15 protein-coding genes are annotated in these 18,302 nt (G+C 57.2%); 14 read left to right on the forward strand and 1 reads right to left on the reverse strand.

Annotated elements, in window-relative coordinates; all coding sequences use genetic code 11:
* The first annotated feature begins 42 nt into the window (after positions 1 to 42).
* The 5 genes from serC (at position 43) to rpsA (ending at position 7,026) form a co-directional block, all read left to right on the forward strand.
* A complete protein-coding gene (serC, locus tag IF103_RS06470; RefSeq protein ID WP_023379264.1) occupies positions 43 to 1,128 on the forward strand; it encodes a 3-phosphoserine/phosphohydroxythreonine transaminase in 1,086 nt (361 codons plus the stop codon).
* Positions 1,128 to 2,222 (forward strand): prephenate dehydratase, encoded by a 1,095-nt coding sequence (gene pheA, locus IF103_RS06475; RefSeq protein ID WP_023379266.1) that lies wholly within the window; start codon positions 1,128 to 1,130, stop codon positions 2,220 to 2,222. Before serC ends, pheA begins: the two co-directional genes overlap by 1 nt.
* Before the next feature lie 76 nt (positions 2,223 to 2,298).
* Positions 2,299 to 4,539, forward strand: a complete 2,241-nt coding sequence (locus IF103_RS06480) for a bifunctional prephenate dehydrogenase/3-phosphoshikimate 1-carboxyvinyltransferase (RefSeq protein ID WP_027906874.1) — start codon at positions 2,299 to 2,301, stop codon at positions 4,537 to 4,539.
* Positions 4,536 to 5,222 (forward strand): (d)CMP kinase, encoded by a 687-nt coding sequence (gene cmk / locus IF103_RS06485; protein WP_023379270.1) that lies wholly within the window; start codon positions 4,536 to 4,538, stop codon positions 5,220 to 5,222. The genes IF103_RS06480 and cmk overlap by 4 nt, the downstream gene beginning before the upstream one ends.
* A gap of 124 nt (positions 5,223 to 5,346) precedes the next feature.
* The gene (gene rpsA, locus IF103_RS06490; RefSeq protein ID WP_023379271.1) at positions 5,347 to 7,026 is read left to right on the forward strand and encodes a 30S ribosomal protein S1; all 1,680 of its coding nucleotides are present in this window, start codon (positions 5,347 to 5,349) and stop codon (positions 7,024 to 7,026) included.
* A gap of 330 nt (positions 7,027 to 7,356) precedes the next feature.
* Here rpsA and IF103_RS06495 read toward each other — a convergent pair whose 3' ends face one another.
* Positions 7,357 to 7,812, reverse strand: coding sequence for an REP-associated tyrosine transposase (locus IF103_RS06495; RefSeq protein WP_023379272.1), 456 nt, complete (start codon positions 7,810 to 7,812; stop codon positions 7,357 to 7,359).
* 910 nt (positions 7,813 to 8,722) lie between these two features.
* On the opposite strand from IF103_RS06495, the gene ihfB reads away from it, so the two are divergent.
* From ihfB to IF103_RS06540, 9 genes are all read left to right on the forward strand, one after another.
* Complete coding sequence (gene ihfB / locus IF103_RS06500; RefSeq protein ID WP_023379273.1) at positions 8,723 to 9,019, forward strand: integration host factor subunit beta; 297 nt, start codon at positions 8,723 to 8,725, stop codon at positions 9,017 to 9,019.
* Positions 9,020 to 9,038: 19 nt separating this feature from the next.
* Positions 9,039 to 9,302 (forward strand): lipopolysaccharide assembly protein LapA domain-containing protein, encoded by a 264-nt coding sequence (locus IF103_RS06505; protein WP_023379274.1) that lies wholly within the window; start codon positions 9,039 to 9,041, stop codon positions 9,300 to 9,302.
* Positions 9,303 to 9,404: 102 nt separating this feature from the next.
* A complete protein-coding gene (locus tag IF103_RS06510) occupies positions 9,405 to 10,832 on the forward strand; it encodes an MBL fold metallo-hydrolase RNA specificity domain-containing protein (RefSeq protein WP_202675945.1) in 1,428 nt (475 codons plus the stop codon).
* A 216-nt stretch (positions 10,833 to 11,048) separates the two neighbouring features.
* Positions 11,049 to 12,098 (forward strand): LPS O-antigen chain length determinant protein WzzB, encoded by a 1,050-nt coding sequence (locus IF103_RS06515; protein WP_023379276.1) that lies wholly within the window; start codon positions 11,049 to 11,051, stop codon positions 12,096 to 12,098.
* Between the two features lie 173 nt (positions 12,099 to 12,271).
* On the forward strand, positions 12,272 to 13,621 hold the full coding sequence (locus tag IF103_RS06520) for an LPS O-antigen chain length determinant protein WzzB (protein WP_202675946.1): 1,350 nt from the start codon (positions 12,272 to 12,274) through the stop codon (positions 13,619 to 13,621).
* 300 nt (positions 13,622 to 13,921) lie between these two features.
* Positions 13,922 to 15,199 carry a Vi polysaccharide biosynthesis UDP-N-acetylglucosamine C-6 dehydrogenase TviB gene (tviB, locus tag IF103_RS06525; protein WP_202675947.1) on the forward strand — a complete coding sequence of 426 codons (1,278 nt, stop codon included), beginning with the start codon at positions 13,922 to 13,924 and terminating at the stop codon, positions 15,197 to 15,199.
* 62 nt (positions 15,200 to 15,261) lie between these two features.
* A complete protein-coding gene (locus IF103_RS06530) occupies positions 15,262 to 16,287 on the forward strand; it encodes an NAD-dependent epimerase/dehydratase family protein (protein ID WP_023379280.1) in 1,026 nt (341 codons plus the stop codon).
* A gap of 210 nt (positions 16,288 to 16,497) precedes the next feature.
* Complete coding sequence (locus IF103_RS06535; protein ID WP_202675948.1) at positions 16,498 to 17,610, forward strand: DegT/DnrJ/EryC1/StrS family aminotransferase; 1,113 nt, start codon at positions 16,498 to 16,500, stop codon at positions 17,608 to 17,610.
* Positions 17,611 to 17,624: 14 nt separating this feature from the next.
* Complete coding sequence (locus IF103_RS06540) at positions 17,625 to 18,299, forward strand: WbqC family protein (protein ID WP_252189430.1); 675 nt, start codon at positions 17,625 to 17,627, stop codon at positions 18,297 to 18,299.
* The last annotated feature ends 3 nt before the right edge of the window (positions 18,300 to 18,302 follow it).

Here is an 18,302-nt window from a genome sequence, read left to right on the forward strand (position 1 = left end):
TCGAATTACGATTTTGTTCTATTTGGCAGAGCGAGAGTGGATGTGAGCAAACGAGCCTTTAACTTCTGCGCAGGCCCTGCCGCGCTTCCGGACGCGGTCCTGCAGCGCGCCCAGGCTGAAATGCTGGACTGGAATGGCAAGGGCCTGTCGGTGATGGAGATGAGCCATCGCAGCGACGACTACGTGGCCATCGCCGAAAAGGCCGAGCAGGACCTGCGTGACCTGCTGTCCGTCCCCTCCAACTACAAGGTGCTGTTCCTGCAGGGCGGTGCGAGCCAGCAGTTCGCCGAGATCCCGCTGAACCTGCTGCCGGAAAGCGGTACCGCCGACTACATCGAAACCGGCATCTGGTCGAAAAAGGCCATCGAGGAAGCCCGTCGCTTCGGTAACGTCAACGTGGCTGCCAGCGCCAAGCCCTACGATTACCTGGCCATTCCTGGTCAGAACGAGTGGAAGCTGACCAAGAACGCGGCCTACGTCCACTACGCGTCCAACGAGACCATCGGCGGCCTGCAGTTCGACTGGGTGCCCGAGACGGGCGACGTCCCGCTGGTGGTCGACATGTCGTCCGACATCCTCTCCCGCCCGATCGACGTCTCGCAGTACGGCCTGATCTACGCTGGCGCGCAGAAAAACATCGGCCCGAGCGGCCTGGTCGTGGTCATCGTCCGTGAAGACCTGCTGGGCCATGCCCGTAGCATTTGCCCGACCATGCTCGACTACAAGATCGCGGCCGACAACGGCTCGATGTACAACACCCCGGCCACCTACTCCTGGTACCTCTCGGGCCTGGTCTTCGAGTGGCTCAAGGAGCAGGGCGGCGTCGAGGCCATGGAGCAGCGCAACCGCGCGAAGAAAGACCGCCTGTACGGCTTCATCGACGCGAGCGAGTTCTACACCAACCCGATCAGCCACAACGCCCGTTCGTGGATGAACGTGCCGTTCCGCCTGGCCGACGAGCGCCTGGACAAAGCCTTCCTGGCCGGTGCAGACGCCCGTGGCCTGCTCAACCTCAAGGGCCACCGTTCGGTGGGCGGCATGCGCGCCTCGATCTACAACGCCCTGGGCCTGGAGGCGGTAGAAGCGCTGGTGACCTACATGGCCGAATTCGAGAAGGAGCACGGCTGATGTCCGATCAAGAGCTCAAGGCGCTGCGGGTACGCATCGACAGCCTCGACGAGAAGATCCTCGAGCTGATCAGCGAGCGTGCCCGGTGCGCCCAGGAAGTGGCCAAGGTCAAGACCGCCTCGCTTGCCGAAGGCGAAAAGCCAGTGTTCTATCGCCCCGAGCGTGAGGCCGCCGTGCTCAAGCGCGTGATGGAGCGCAACAAGGGCCCACTGGACAACGAAGAGATGGCGCGCCTGTTCCGCGAAATCATGTCGTCCTGCCTGGCCCTGGAAGAGCCTCTGAAGGTCGCCTACCTGGGCCCTGAGGGTACCTTCACCCAGGCTGCGGCGATGAAGCACTTCGGTCATGCCGTGGTCAGTCGCCCGATGGCGGCCATCGACGAAGTCTTCCGCGAGGTGGCGGCCGGTGCCGTCAACTTCGGCGTGGTGCCGGTGGAGAACTCCACCGAAGGTGCAGTCAGCCACACCCTGGACAGCTTCCTCGAGCACGACATGGTGATCTGCGGTGAAGTCGAGCTGCGTATCCACCACCACTTGCTGGTGGGCGAGAACACCAAGACCGACAGCATCACCCGCATCTACTCCCATGCCCAATCGCTGGCCCAGTGCCGCAAGTGGCTCGATGCGCATTACCCGAATGTCGAGCGCGTGGCGGTGTCCAGCAACGCCGAGGCCGCCAAGCGAGTCAAGGGTGAGTGGAATTCCGCGGCCATCGCCGGCGACATGGCGGCGAACCTGTACGGTTTGACCCGCCTGGCCGAGAAGATCGAAGACCGTCCGGACAACTCCACGCGCTTCTTGATGATCGGCAACCAGGAAGTGCCGCCGACCGGCGACGACAAGACCTCGATCATCGTCTCGATGAGCAACAAGCCGGGTGCGCTGCACGAGCTGCTGGTGCCATTCCACGAGAACGGCATCGACCTGACCCGCATCGAGACCCGTCCCTCGCGCAGCGGCAAGTGGACCTACGTGTTCTTCATCGACTTCGTTGGCCACCACCGCGACCCGCTGATCAAGGCGGTGCTGGAGAAAATCAGCCAGGAGGCCGTTGCGCTCAAGGTCCTGGGGTCGTATCCGAAGGCGGTGCTTTGATCGAAGATTGCCGGGGCTGCAAAGCAGCCCCTGCGGTCTCACAGACTGTCCTGATTTCTGAACAGGGTTCGCACCAGTGGTAAAAGCAGTAACAACCAAACCCGCGCCAATCATCAACCGCCTGGTCGTGGTCGGCCTCGGCCTGATCGGCGGCTCCTTCGCCAAGGGCCTGCGTGAGAGCGGCCTGTGCCGCGAAGTGGTCGGCGTCGACCTGGATGCCCCGTCGCGCAAGCAGGCCGTGGCCCTGGGCGTGGTCGACCGTTGCGAAGAAGACCTCGCCGCCGCCTGTGTCGGCGCCGATGTCATCCAACTGGCCGTGCCGATCCTGGCCATGGAAAAACTCCTCGCCCGCCTGGCTCAGCTCGACCTGGGCAAAGCGGTCATCACTGATGTCGGCAGCGCCAAAGGCAATGTCGTACGCGCTGCCCGTGCCGTCTTCGGTGAGCGCCTGGCGAACTTCGTGCCGGGCCATCCGATCGCCGGTTCCGAGCAAAGCGGGGTAGAGGCCTCCAACGCGGCCTTGTTCCGCCGGCACAAAGTCATCCTCACGCCATTGCCGGAAACCGACCCTGCCGCCCTGGCGCTGGTCGATCGCCTGTGGCGTGCGCTGGACGCCGATGTCGAGCACATGCAGGTCGAGCGCCACGACGAAGTCCTGGCCGCCACCAGTCATTTGCCGCACCTGCTGGCCTTCGGTCTGGTCGATTCCCTGGCCAAGCGCAATGAAAACCTTGAGATCTTCCGGTACGCTGCGGGTGGTTTCCGCGATTTCACGAGAATCGCCGGAAGCGACCCGACCATGTGGCACGACATCTTCCTCGCCAACCGCGAAGCCGTCCTGCGCACCCTGGATACTTTTCGCAGCGACCTCGACGCCTTGCGCGACGCGGTCGATGCTGGGGACGGGCACCAGCTGCTGGGTGTGTTCACCCGCGCACGCGTTGCCCGCGAGCATTTCAGTAAAATCCTGGCCCGCCGGGCCTATGTGGACGCTATGAACGCCAACGATCTGATTTTCCTGGCCCAACCTGGTGGCCGCCTGTCCGGACGGATCCGCGTTCCGGGCGACAAGTCGATTTCCCACCGTTCGATCATGCTCGGTTCGCTGGCCGAGGGCACGACCGAGGTCGAAGGCTTCCTCGAAGGCGAGGACGCGCTGGCGACCCTGCAGGCCTTCCGTGACATGGGTGTGGTCATCGAAGGCCCGAACCATGGTCGTGTGACCATTCATGGTGTCGGCCTGCACGGCCTCAAGCCGCCACCTGGCCCACTGTATGTCGGCAACTCCGGCACGTCGATGCGCCTGCTGTCCGGCCTGCTGGCGGCGCAGCCATTCGACACCACCATGACCGGCGATGCCTCGCTGTCCAAGCGCCCGATGAACCGCGTGGCCAATCCGCTGCGCGAAATGGGTGCGGTGGTCGAGACCGGTCCTGAAGGGCGTCCGCCGCTGACCATCCGTGGTGGCCACAAGCTCAAGGCCCTGACCTACACCCTGCCGATGGCCAGTGCCCAGGTTAAATCCTGCCTGCTGCTGGCGGGCCTGTACGCCGAAGGCAAGACCACCGTCACCGAGCCTGCGCCGACCCGTGACCATACCGAACGCATGCTGCGCGGCTTCGGCTACTCAGTGGAAAGCAATGGCCCGGTCGCGTCCTTGCAGTCCGGTGGCAAGCTCACCGCGACGCGCATCGAAGTGCCGGCAGACATTTCCTCCGCAGCCTTCTTCCTGGTGGCCGCCTCGATCGCCGAAGGCTCCGAGCTGGTGCTCGAACACGTCGGCATCAACCCGACCCGCACGGGCGTCATCGACATCCTGCGGCTGATGGGCGGCGACATCACCCTGGAAAACCAGCGTGAAGTCGGCGGTGAGCCGGTGGCCGACCTGCGCGTGCGCGGTGCCAAGCTCAAGGGCATCGACATTCCCGAAGAACTGGTGCCGCTGGCCATCGACGAGTTCCCCGTGCTGTTCGTCGCCGCGGCCTGTGCCGAAGGCCGTACCGTGCTGCGTGGCGCCGAAGAGCTGCGGGTGAAGGAGTCCGACCGCATCCAGGTGATGGCCGATGGCCTGATCACCCTGGGCATCCAGTGCGAACCGACCCCGGACGGCATCATCATCGATGGCGGCCAGCTCGGCGGCGGCGAAGTCCACGGTCACGGCGACCACCGCATCGCCATGGCATTCAGCGTCGCCTCGCTGCGAGCCAGCGCGCCGATCCGCATCCACGACTGTGCCAACGTTGCCACCTCGTTCCCCAACTTCCTGGCGCTGTGCGCCGAAGTCGGTATTCGCGTTGCCGAAGAGGGTAAGTCGTGAGTTCGCTGGCACCGGTCATCACCATCGACGGGCCAAGCGGCTCGGGCAAGGGCACGGTGGCTGGCTTGCTGGCCCGTGAGCTGGGTTGGAGGCTGCTGGACTCCGGCGCGCTGTACCGCTTGCTGGCATTCAATGCCACCAACCATGGTGTCGACCTCACCAACGAAGAGCTGCTCAAGGCCTTGGCCGCCCATCTGGATGTGCAGTTCATCGCTGCCGAGCCCGGTAAGCTACAACAGATCATTCTCGAAGGTGAGGACGTCAGTCACGTCATCCGCACCGAGACGGTCGGCGCCGGCGCCTCCATGGTCGCTTCGCTGCCAGCGGTGCGCGAGGCGCTGTTGCAGCGCCAGCGCGCGTTCCGTGAAGCACCGGGGTTGATCGCCGACGGTCGCGACATGGGCACGGTGGTGTTTCCAGACGCGCCGCTCAAGGTCTTCCTCACTGCCAGCGCGGAGGAGCGCGCACGCCGCCGCTACCTGCAGTTGAAGGCCAAGAATGAAGATGTTAGTCTGTCGAGTCTGCTAGATGAGATACGTGCGCGTGATGAGCGTGACACCCAGCGCGCAGTGGCCCCGCTGAAGCCAGCGGCCGATGCCATACAGCTGGACTCTACCGAGTTGTCCATCGAGCAGGTGTTGCAACGTATCAGGAGCGAGATCGCCCAGCGCGACCTTCTCTGATCGCCAGGAAGGCAGGCAGGGGCACCAGTCAACGTCCTGCCCGCTTTCCTTTACTTAAACGAAACCCACATTGTCTGGAATGTGGCTCTGGGCGTATGTTTCGCCCGAATCTACAGGAATTAAAATGAGCGAAAGCTTTGCAGAACTCTTTGAAGAAAGCCTGAAAACCCTCAATCTTCAGCCGGGTGCCATCATCTCCGGTATCGTTGTCGACATCGACGGCGACTGGGTTACCGTACACGCTGGTCTGAAGTCCGAGGGCGTCATCCCGCTCGAGCAGTTCTACAACGAAGCTGGCGAGCTGACCATCAAGGTCGGTGACGAAGTTCACGTTGCGCTGGACGCGGTCGAAGACGGCTTTGGCGAAACCAAACTGTCCCGTGAAAAAGCCAAGCGCGCCGAGTGCTGGATTGTTCTGGAAGCAGCTTTCGCCGCCGAAGAAGTGGTCAAGGGCGTTATCAACGGTAAGGTTAAGGGCGGCTTCACTGTCGACGTTAACGGCATCCGTGCGTTCCTGCCGGGCTCCCTGGTTGATGTCCGCCCTGTGCGCGACACCACCCACCTGGAAGGCAAAGAGCTGGAATTCAAGGTCATCAAGCTGGACCAGAAGCGCAACAACGTCGTTGTTTCGCGTCGCAGCGTCCTGGAAGCCGAGAACAGCGCCGAGCGCGAAGCCCTGCTGGAAACCCTGCAGGAAGGCCAACAGGTCAAGGGTATCGTCAAGAACCTCACCGACTACGGCGCCTTCGTGGACCTGGGCGGTATCGACGGCCTGCTGCACATCACCGACATGGCTTGGAAGCGTATCAAGCACCCGTCGGAAATCGTCAACGTTGGTGACGAAGTCGACGTTCGCGTCCTGAAGTTCGACCGTGAGCGCAACCGCGTTTCGCTGGGTCTGAAGCAAATGGGCGAAGATCCGTGGGTAGCTATCACCGCTCGTTACCCAGAAGGTACTCGCGTAACCGCTCGCGTTACCAACCTGACCGACTACGGCTGCTTCGCTGAGCTGGAAGAAGGCGTTGAAGGTCTGGTACACGTTTCCGAAATGGACTGGACCAACAAGAACATCCACCCGTCGAAAGTCGTTCAGGTTGGCGACGAAGTGGAAGTCATGGTTCTGGACATCGACGAAGAGCGTCGTCGTATCTCCCTGGGCATCAAGCAGTGCAAATCGAACCCATGGGAAGATTTCTCCGGCCAGTTCAACAAGGGTGACAAGATCACCGGTACCATCAAGTCGATCACTGACTTCGGTATCTTCATCGGTCTGGAAGGCGGCATCGACGGTCTGGTTCACCTGTCCGACATCTCCTGGAACGAAACTGGCGAAGAAGCCGTGCGTCGTTTCAAGAAGGGCGACGAGCTGGAAACCGTCATCCTGTCGGTTGACCCAGAGCGTGAGCGCATCTCCCTGGGCATCAAGCAGCTGGAAGACGATCCGTTCTCCAACTTCGTTGCTGTCAACGACAAGGGCGCTATCGTCAAGGGCATCGTGAAAGAAGTTGACGCCAAAGGCGCCATCGTCACCCTGGCCGACGACATCGAAGCTACTCTGAAGGCTTCCGAAATCAGCCGTGACCGCGTTGAAGACGCGCGTAACGTTCTGAAGGAAGGCGAAGAGATCGAAGCCAAGATCATCAGCGTTGACCGCAAGTCCCGCGTCATCAGCCTGTCCATCAAGTCGAAGGACGACGCTGAAGAGCGCGAAGCTATCCAGAGCCTGAAAAACACCGCTCCGGAAGCTGCTGCCGACACCACCATGGCTGCGCTGCTGCGCGAAGCTATGGCCAAGCAGAACTAAGTTCTGTTTGATCGGTAAAAAAGGGGTGGCCTTCGGGTCGCCCTTTTTTTTCGCTTGAGTTTTGTGGTGTGGCGTAGATCCAGCGCCGCCCGCGCGGCGCATCGCGAGCAAGGCTCGCTCCCACGTTTGTTTTCGGCCAATTATGCCTGTGGCATACGCGCGCGACCGCTTTGGCGCACGGCACGATATCGAGTCGGACAAACAAGGCGGTCGCGCGCGCCTTTCACAGGCGTTACTGGCCGAAAACAAACGTAGGAGTGAGCCTTGCTCGCGATGCGCCGCGCGGGCGGCGCTCGATCTACCAGGCGCTGCATCCCGGCAGCCATGCACTCATAACCACACCGCATCCCAATGTGGATAATCGCCGACCCTGGCAACCAATCCAGCCCTGATCGGATTGGCGACGATATACCTGGCTATCTTCAAGACATCGTCATCACGACGCAGGGCTCGGTCGTGATATCCCGCTTGCCAGACCGGCGTGGCCTTTAACCCTGCCTTGCGCAATGCGTGACTGGTTCGGGATTTGAAGCGTTGCATCAGTGCGCTAAGCGTCACATCCCTTAACTCAAGCAACCAATGCACATGGTCAGGCATCACGACCCAGGCTAGCGATCGACAATATTGCTTATGTTCGACATGGCGAAGGTTGTGAATGACCAGGCGCGCAAAACGGAAGTTGAAGAACAGCGGGTGACGTTGATGCGTGACGGTGGTCAGCATATAGAGCCTGCCTGGCTCAGAGTGTCTTGCTCGGCGAAGCATGCAGCCATGAGGTTTGGGCACTGGTTTCTTCCTTGAACGATTTTGTGCCCGTTGAGCGTAGCCAAGCGCATTTAACCCCGGAATGGTTAAAGATTCTCAGTATGTTAAATACTGGTACTGGGTGCAGGGGGGGGGCGTGAGTGCCGTGGTCGCAATGTTTGAATTTTGTGGTGGGGCGTAAATCGAGCGCCGCCCGGGCAAGGTGCTCAATCTCTCGTCGATACGACTCCGATCCCAAACGTCCCCCAGCCACAACAGTCCCGCAACACCCGTAGGAGCGAGCCTTGCTCGCGATGCGCCACCCGGGCAAGGTGCTCAATCTCTCGTCGATACGACTCCGATCCCAAACGTCCGCCAGCCACAACAGTCCCGCAACACCCGTAGGAGCGAGCCTTGCTCGCGATGCGCCACCCGGGCAATGTGCTCAATCTCTCGTCGATACGACTCCGATCCCAAACGTCCCCCAGCCACAACAGTCCCTTAACACCCGTAGGAGCGAGCCTTGCTCGCGATGCGCCACCCGGGCAAGGTGCTCAATCTCTCGTCGATACGACTCCGATCACCAACGTCCCCCAGCCACAACAGTCCCGCAACACCCGTAGGAGCGAGCCTTGCTCGCGATGCGCCGCCCGGGCAAGGTGCTCAATCTCTCGTCGATACGACTCCGATCACCAACGTCCCCCAGCCACAACAGTCCCGCAACACCCGTAGGAGCGAGCCTTGCTCGCGATGCGCCACCCGGCGGCACTCGATCTCCTGCCCCGCACGACCCCTCAAGCCAAGCGCCTCCCTGCCAATCTGCGGTCCATTTCCTCGCACACCCATTCTTGAATTTTTTTATTAAGTCAAGAACCACCCTGTTCAAATCCCTCCCAGCGTGCTACAAACTGATTAAGCAATGATCTAGCTGCTTGATAACGAAGGGAAAAATATGACGAAGTCGGAGCTGATCGAACGTATTGTCACCCATCAAGGGCTGCTCTCGTCCAAGGACGTCGAGCTGGCAATCAAGACCATGCTTGAACAGATGTCCCAATGCCTGGCCACTGGCGATCGCATCGAGATCCGTGGTTTTGGCAGTTTTTCCTTGCACTATCGCGCCCCCCGGGTAGGTCGTAATCCCAAGACCGGACAGTCGGTGGAGCTCGAAGGCAAGTTCGTTCCGCATTTCAAACCGGGCAAGGAGCTGCGTGATCGGGTCAATGAAGAAGACCACGCACACACCTGAATGATCAAGGAGCAGTCTGATGCGTAACCTCAAGCGCGCCGTGGCGGCGTTGTTCGTGCTGCTGTTGGCGGCTGTGGTGCTGTTCTTCGTGCTGGAGAACCAGCAGACAGTCTCCCTCGTGCTGTTCGGGTGGTCGGCACCCGCGATGCCGGTTGCGGTGCTGGTGCTGGCAGCCTTGGTGGTCGGCCTGGCGGTCGGCCCGTTGCTGGGCGCTTACGGCGTGATGCGCAGCAAGCGCAAGATTCGCGCATCGGCCCGGCAAGCCGCCTTGAACGGTAATTGAGGATTTTTCCGACCCCAAATCCGTCACCACCCTCTGTCAACGCGCCTCACGACATGAAGTAATACGCCACTTCATTTTTGATTCAGGCGAGTGTGAAGCAGCATGGAATTCCCCGTTCTTTCTCACCACGGTGGTACCCGAGGCGTAACCGGTTCCTGTCATCAGCTGCATCTCGACGCGACGACCAGCCTTTTGGTCGATTGCGGCCTGGAGCAGGGCGCCGATGCATCACCTGGTGCTGAGGCGGCGGCACTCGCCTTCGACATCCAGGGTATTCAGGCCCTGGTCATCACTCACGTTCATCTCGATCACGTAGGTCGCATTCCTGCCTTGCTCGCCGCAGGTTTTCGCGGCCCCATCCTGTGCAGCGAGCCTTCGGCCAAGTTGCTGCCACTGGTACTGGAAGACGCCTACAAGTTGAGCATCAGCAGCCAGCCTGCCCATGTCGCGCGTTACCTGGAGTTTCTTGAACGCCTGATCGTCCCGGTGCCCTTCGGGCAGTGGCACGTAATCGTCGATCAACCGGACCTCAGTTGCCGCATTCGCCTGCAGCGCGCTGGGCATCTGCTGGGGTCTGCTTATGTCGAATGCGACATCGAAAGGCAAGGGATCAACACCCGTGTGGTCTTCTCCGGTGACCTGGGTGCGCCATGTAACCCGCTGCTACGCCCAGTCGAGCCGCCCGAGCGTGCGGACATGCTGATACTGGAAAGCACCTATGGCGACCGCCTGCATCCCGGGCGCAGTGATCGACTGCAGCAGCTGGAGGCTGCCATCGACCGCGCCCTGGCGGACAACGGCACGATTCTGATCCCGGCATTCAGCCTTGGTCGTACGCAAGAGCTGCTGTACGAAATCGAAGATATTCTGCACCGCAAGGCATTGCTGTCTGGCCCGCACAAGCGTCAGGGGCACGACCCGCTCGACTGGTCGCAGCTGCCGATCATCCTCGACTCGCCCTTGGCGCAGCGCATCACCAAAGCCTATCGGCAGTTGCATGAGTACTGGAATGCCGACGCCCGCGCGCGCTTGGGCGAGGGGCGTGATCCATTGGGGTTCAACCAGTTGATCAGTGTCGATACCCATGCCCGGCACCAGCAGGTGGTCAACTACCTCAAGAGCACCGGCCGCCCTGCGATAGTCATTGCCGGCAACGGCATGTGCTCTGGCGGGCGGATCGTCAACTACCTCAAGGCCATGCTCGGTGATCCGCGGCATGAAGTGATGTTCGTCGGGTACCAGGCCAAAGGTACGCCGGGGGCGGTGATTCAGGCCAGTGAAGGGGCAGAGGGGTTTGTCCAGATTGATCTGGATGGAGATATGTACGACATCCGCGCCAAAGTCATTACGTTGAGTGGCTATTCGGGGCATGCCGATCAGGCGGGTCTGGTGGCGTTCGCATCGGGGTGCTCAGCGCGGCGGGTGGCATTGGTGCATGGAGAGCAGCAGGCCAAGCAGGTGCTTGCCGGGGTTTTGCGGGAGCAGTTCGCAAAGCTGGAAAAAGAGGTGTGCGTCACAATTGCGCGATGACCATTGGGCGGGTAGCGTGGTGTCCGTCGGCTGCTGAGGAACTTCTGCGGGTGAGGTCCCTCTATTACTGATTGATGTTTAAGGTGAAGAGCGTGGTGAGCATGTTGGCAAAATGCCGCTACGCTTGCTCTGAGAGGTCGCCGTGGCGGTTTGCGGGCTGAGGGGCGGCTTCGAGAGACGAATGCAATCAGACGGACCCAAGGAAAAATAGAATAAATGCGCAGTGAACGTGAGCGCTTGGTGGATGACGAAGAGATCGATCTGTTTGAGCTTATAGGGGGGCTGTGGAAGCAGAAAGTATTGGTTGTTTTAACCGGCGCAATTGTGACTGCGCTCGCCGTGGCTTATGCCCTTCTGGCTACGCCTATCTTCGAGGCAAAAGTGATAGTACAGCCTCCGACTCAGAATGATATTGCTCAGCTCAATTATGGGCGCGGGGGAAATAGTGGTCTGAGTGTAATTTCCGTCAAGGATGTCTATGGCGTCTATCTGAGAAACCTTCAATCAGAATCGTTGCGCCGAGAGTTTTTTCGAAAGGTTTATCTTCCAAGTCTTTCAGAAGAAAAGCGCAAAGGGTCGCAGGATGCTCTTTATAACCAATTTAGGGACCTTCTGAGTCTGGGTGTCGTTAGCAAAGACACGCCAGATCGATTTTTTGTAACCTCCAGTCAGCCCAACCCGGGACAAGCTGCTCAATGGGTAGTGCACTATGTGGAGATGGCAGGTGACCGCGCCAAGAAAGAAATCATCCAGGATGCGCGAGCTGACGCATTAGTGAAGGCTGACAACCTTGAACAGCAGATAAGAGCTGAGCGGGAAAGTGCTAGAAAGCAGCGTGAGGATCGGATCGCTCAATTGACGGAGGCGCTTCGAGTTGCTCACTCGATTGGTTTGGAGAAGCCGCCAATTATCTCTAATAACCTGTCGAGTGAACTGTCTGCTGGCATGGATGGCTCGATCACCTACATGCGCGGCTCCAAGGCTCTCGAGGCTGAAATCGAGAATCTGCGTAGCCGAACCTCTGATGACCCCTTTATAGCCAAGCTGCGGCAACGGCAGGAAGCAATGGCATTCTACCGTTCGCTTCAGGTGGATCCCGCGGTCATTCAGGTCTACCGTCAGGATGGCGCTATCGAGTCGCCTGACCGGCCTGTGAAGCCAAAAAAATTCATCATCGTAGTGTTGGGCGCTGTTTTGGGCCTAGGACTGGGTGTATTTATGGCCCTTGTTCGCCATTTCTGGATGTCGCGAATGCGGAACGTCTAGGGCGGATGACGGTCCTGGGGCGGGTGGTCGTGGCATGAAATCGGTGTCACAATGCCACCTTCGTCCTCGGGGACAGGGAAGTTCTACTTGAGCAGAAGGTGGCGGAACGCCTACGGCGCTAGTGCTGGCCTTGTCTTCGGAATCTGTTTTCATTAAATCGAACAGGCTTCACCGTGACAAGCATTCCCAAGATTTCCCCCGTTCAACATCGTGATGAGATTGATCTCTTAGGCTTATTCCAGACACTCTGGAATAAAAAAGTCCAGATTGGAGCATCGGCGTGCCTAGCCGGGTTACTGGCCGGCGGATACGCCTTCATGCTCACGCCCGAGTATCAGGTGAGTACAGTGTTGCGCCCAGCAGCGTTGAATGATCTGGATGGATTGAATCGGTCAAAGGTTTACACCCTCACGCCAAACCAGGCACTCAATCGGATTGGAGCGTCTCTGGACTCGTACGACACACGTTTGGGGTACTTCCGTACCAATCCTGAGCTGCGGGAGGCATTTGTTACGCCAGGTCGTTCAGAAGAGCAAGGGTTTGAGCATTTCAATCGCAGTGCATTGAGGGTTATCCAACCTGACTCCAAAAAAGCCGACTTGTTGACCACCTTTATTGGGCTTGATCTTCGTTATCCGAAAGGTATTGATGGGCATCATGTCCTCAATGGACTTGTTCAATACGCGATTCAAAAAGAACGTGAGTCGGTGGCTGAAGATCTTAACGTGATTGTGAAAAACCGAATCAAGGAAATTGACGACGAATTGGCGTCTGCTCGCGCGGAGTACGATATCGCTAAGAAGAGCCAAATCGCAGCCTTGCAAGAAGATGATGAGGTAAAGCGTGGTCAGCTCAATGACGAGCTTCGAGCCTTGCGCGTGCAACTCAAACTGCGCCGAGCAGACCGCATCGCCCAACTTGACGAGGCCATCGCCATTGCCCGTAGTCTTGGATTGAAACGCCCTTCCACGCCATCTTCGATGGCCCATAGCGAAGCTGAAGGAGGCGGGAGTGTGATCCGTACGGAGATAAACAACCAGCAGGTACCGATGTATTTTCTCGGCACTGATGCTTTGGAGGCAGAAAAGCAGGCTCTACGGGAGAGAAAAACTGACGATTTTGTCGAGCCGCGAGTCGCTCAGATTCGTAAGGAGCTGATGATGCTGGAGCAGAACCGTACGATGCAATCCCTTGAACAGCGTAAAAATGATGAGCTGTTCATCAAGGGTGTGGAGGTCCTGCGTGCGGAACGTTCGCGTTTGAACGCGGTGAATACGGATTTGAGCGGCTTGCGTCTGGTCAGTGTCGATCAGCAGGCGACGGAGCCGCTTAGCCCCGTCTTCCCACGGAAATCGGTGTTTATTTCCCTTGGCGTAATTTTCGGTGGGGTAATTGGAATGGTTTACGTGCTGTTACGCCATGCTTTGAAGAGTCGCCGGCGGGACGAGCTCCGTGAGACCATTTTGGTGAAGAATGTGATTGGGTCTGAGGTGATTGCACCGTTGCCAAGCACGGCTCAGTGACTTTTAATGGACGGTCCATGATCTTCAGTTGTGCAGCCTAATATGATGGCAAATTGATGGTTATCACAGATGCTGCTGCACATTAGGCTCACATCACGTGAGGGGAGGCTCGTCATAGAGAGGAGAGGTCTTAGTAACTGGTTCTCTATGGTTCCATGGCAGCCCCTATCAGATACCTGTAAGCCCCTAACACCTTGAACATAGCAGAACGCCGTTTTTCCATCATATTCGGCGGAAATAGGGTCCGGGTGAGGGGGTTTTCTACTACATTGCTCAATTAGTCACTAGGTTGGATGACACATGTTCTCATTGAAAGACGTCAAACTCGCAGTAATTGGCCTCGGTTACGTCGGCTTACCGTTGGCAGTAGAGTTTGGGAAGAAACGTTCTGTCGTTGGTTTTGACATCAATCAGACGCGAATTGATGCATTGCGCAACGGCCACGATTCGACTCTGGAGGTCAGTGGTACAGAGCTGTTGGAGGCTGAATATCTCCAGTACAGTGCCTCCATTGAGGATTTGCGGGAATGCAATGTCTTCATCGTGACAGTCCCTACTCCAATCGATGATTACAAGCAACCCGATCTTACGCCCCTGGTCAAGGCTTCCGAAACCATCGGAAAGGTGCTTAAGCGCGGCGATATCGTGATCTACGAATCTACGGTTTACCCAGGCGCTACAGAAGACGATTGCGTTCCGGTGCTGGAGAAAGTGTCTGGCTTGCTTTTCAACCACGAGTTCTATGCTGGCTACAGTCCAGAGCGAATTAACCCGGGTGACAAGGAGCATCGTGTCACCACTATCAAGAAAGTCACTTCGGGGTCGACGCCAGAAGTCGCGGAGCTGGTTGACTCGCTCTACCGTGAAATCATCATCGCGGGCACCCACAAGGCCAGCAGTATCAAGGTGGCGGAAGCGGCCAAGGTGATTGAAAACACCCAACGCGACCTTAACATTGCCTTGATCAACGAATTGGCAGTGATTTTCAACAAGATGGGCATTGATACCGAGGCAGTGCTGCAAGCGGCCGGGACCAAGTGGAACTTCCTGCCTTTCCGTCCAGGCTTGGTGGGTGGCCACTGCATTGGCGTAGACCCGTACTACCTTACACATAAAGCGCAGAGCATCGGCTATCACCCTGAGATTATCCTTGCGGGTCGCCGCCTGAACGATGGCATGGGTGCTTATGTGGTGTCTCAGCTGGTCAAGACCATGGTCAAGAAGCGCATTCACGTAGACGGAGCCCGTGTACTGATCATGGGGCTCACCTTCAAGGAAAACTGCCCTGACCTGCGCAACACTAAAGTGGTGGATATCATCAAAGAATTGCAGGATTACAACATCCAGGTAGATGTTCATGATCCATGGGTCAGTGTTGAGGAGGCACAGCATGAGTACGGGGTTACTCCGGTTCAGGAACTGGTAGCTGGCACCTACGATGCAGTGATCCTTGCCGTTGCCCACCAACAGTTCAAGGAAATGGGCGCAGCCAGCATTCGTGCGGTGGGGAAGCCTGAGCATGTGCTTTACGACTTGAAGTACCTGCTGCCTGCTGAGGCCAGTGACCTTCGTCTGTGAATTGCCCAGGGGAGGGAGCTATGTCAGCCACCCTTCCCTCTACATTTTCCTGAGGTTTGTTCATGAATACCTACCAAACATTGAATCAAGAACTCGCCAGCCATCCGCGTACATGGCTAGTGACTGGGGTTGCCGGATTCATTGGCTCGAATTTGCTCGAAACATTGCTAAAGCTCGGCCAGAAAGTCATCGGACTGGACAATTTCGCTACGGGTCACCAGCGTAATCTGGACGAAGTCGAAAGCTTGGTCTCGGCTGAGCAGTGGGCGGCTTTCAGGTTCATCGAGGGTGATATTCGAAACTTAGAAGACTGCAAGCGCGCATGCACTGGAGTGGATTACGTCTTGCACCAGGCCGCCCTTGGCTCTGTACCTCGTTCTATCAATGATCCCATCACTACGAACAGCACTAATATCGACGGATTTCTCAACATGCTGGTGGCGGCCCGTGATGCTGGTGTGAAGAGCTTCACATACGCAGCGAGCAGCTCCACCTATGGTGACCACCCAGGTTTGCCAAAAGTTGAAGATACAATTGGCAAACCGCTTTCTCCCTATGCGGTAACCAAGTACGTCAATGAACTGTATGCCGAAGTGTTTGCCCGGACGTACGGATTCAAGACGATCGGCCTGCGCTACTTCAACGTATTCGGCAGGCGTCAGGACCCCAATGGTGCCTATGCCGCAGTGATCCCCAAGTGGACCGCCGCCATGATTAACGGTGAGGACGTCTTCATTAATGGTGATGGTCAGACTAGTCGTGATTTCTGCTACATCGAAAATACCGTGCAGGCCAATCTCCTCGCTGCTACAGCCACGGATGAGCAGGCGCTCAACCAGGTCTATAACGTGGCAGTCAGTGGGCGAACGGACCTGAATCAGTTGTTTGCGGCGTTGCGTGGTACGCTCGCGGAGAATGGCGTTGACTACAAGAGGGAGCCGGTCTACCGCGACTTCCGTGCAGGTGACGTGAGGCATTCCCAGGCCGACATCAGCAAGGCCCGTCGGTTGCTCGGCTACGAGCCCAAGTTTGATATCGAAAGCGGCATCAGCCAGGCCATGCCGTGGTATGTGAAATTCCTTAAGTAGTAGATGCTTAGCTCAAAGTGCTGATTGCATCGCTCCTTTGATTTGTGCGCTTTCAAGGCACAAAAGGTCGACTCAACGGCATCAAGATTATGGCCCCAGGCGGAGTTAGCTTAACTGGATCGACAGTGGTCCGGAACATTGAGCGTACCGCTCACGGAGCATGGACAACCTTTACGGTCAACACGTGTTGTCTCTGACCGAGGAATTGCAATGAGCGAAAAACCAGTTTACGTCACCCAGCCATTTCTACCAGCGTTGGAAGATTTTGTACCTTACCTGGAGAAAATTTGGGATAACAAGATACTCACCAACGGCGGGCCAATGCATCAGCAGTTAGAGCTAGCGCTCTGTGAGTATCTAGGTGTTGAGCATGTCGCGTTATTCAATAACGGGACAATTGCGCTACTGACTGCACTCCAGGCCCTGCGTGTGACAGGCGAAGTCATTACTACACCCTATTCGTTTGTCGCCACTGCGCATTCCTTGTTGTGGAATGGTATAAAGCCGGTGTTCGCCGATATTGATCCGCACACACTGAATCTGGACCCGGAAAAGATCGAAGCGGCGATCACGCCGCAGACGACCGCCATCATGCCAGTACACTGCTATGGCAACCCTTGTGATGTGCAAGCGATCCAGCGTATTGCCGACAACTACAATCTGCGCGTTATTTACGACGCTGCACACGCATTTGGAGTTGAGGACGCGGGCGGCAGCGTGTTGCGTCATGGTGACTTGAGCGTTCTGAGCTTCCACGCTACCAAGGTCTTCAATACGTTTGAAGGTGGCGCAATCATATGCCCCGATGCCAAGACCAAGAAGCGGATTGATCAGTTAAAAAACTTCGGGTTTGTTGACGAACTTACAGTCGTTGCGCCTGGTATTAACGGGAAAATGAGTGAGATCAATGCGGCATTTGGCTTGCTACAATTGCAGCACATTGATGCTGCTATGCGTCGTCGGCAATCTATAGACCAGCAGTATCGTCGTGGGCTGGCAGGGGTGACTGGCATTAAGCTAGTTGAGGATGCGGATCAGAAGGTAGCGAACTACTCATACTTCCCCATTCTAGTAGGGGCTGACTACCCATTGGCGCGCGATGAGCTTTACGAAAAGCTCAAGGCGAATAATATTTTTTCTCGTCGTTACTTTTATCCGCTAATAAGCGATTTTCCGATGTATCGCGGTATGAAGTCCGCAAATCGGGAGAACCTTCCGGTCGCTGCTAATGTGGCGGAGAAAGTCCTATGTTTGCCAATTTATCCGGCGCTGGAGGACTCTTCAGTACAGGAAATTATCTCCATTGTTAAGGCGGCCCGATAGTGAAGTTGGCGATAATGCAGCCCTACTTGTTTCCTTATGCGGGCTATTTTAGTCTCATACGGCAGGTGGATAAGTTTGTATTTTATGATGATGTTAATTTTATTAAGGGTGGTTGGATTAATAGGAATCGACTGCTGGTCGGTGGGGAAGCTCGGTACTTCACGGTGCCGCTGTCGGGTGCGAGTCCAAACCTGAAAATCAACGAGGTTAAAGTACAAGCGCGTGCGGTTTGGGAGAGGAAGCTTTTAGCCTGTATTCAACAGTCTTATTCTAAAGCCCCTAATTTCAAAAAGGCTTTTGATTGCGTTCGCGAAGTGTTGGGTTTTAACGAGTTTGAGAATATAGCTCAACTGGCTAAGCGTAGTATTATAATTAGTGCTGAGAGAATGGGGCTGGCGGTCGACTTTGTAGAGTCGTCTGCTATTTATGGAAATCAGCATCTCTCAGCAAGCAGTAGGGTATTGGATATCTGTCTAAAGGAAGGTGCGGATATTTATGTTAATCAACCGGGCGGGAGGTCGCTATATGATAGCCTGGAGTTCTCGTCAAAGGGGATTGCTCTCAGGTTTAATGATGCTCCGCTAAGGGCATATAAGCAGTTTTCGGAGCACTTCACTCCTGGGTTGTCAGTACTCGACATGATGATGTTTAATTCCTTTGAGGAGTGTGGGTCACTTATTTTGACCTAAAAA

The organism is Pseudomonas sp. SK2 (assembly GCF_016772395.1).
GTDB classification, from domain to species: domain Bacteria; phylum Pseudomonadota; class Gammaproteobacteria; order Pseudomonadales; family Pseudomonadaceae; genus Aquipseudomonas; species Aquipseudomonas taiwanensis.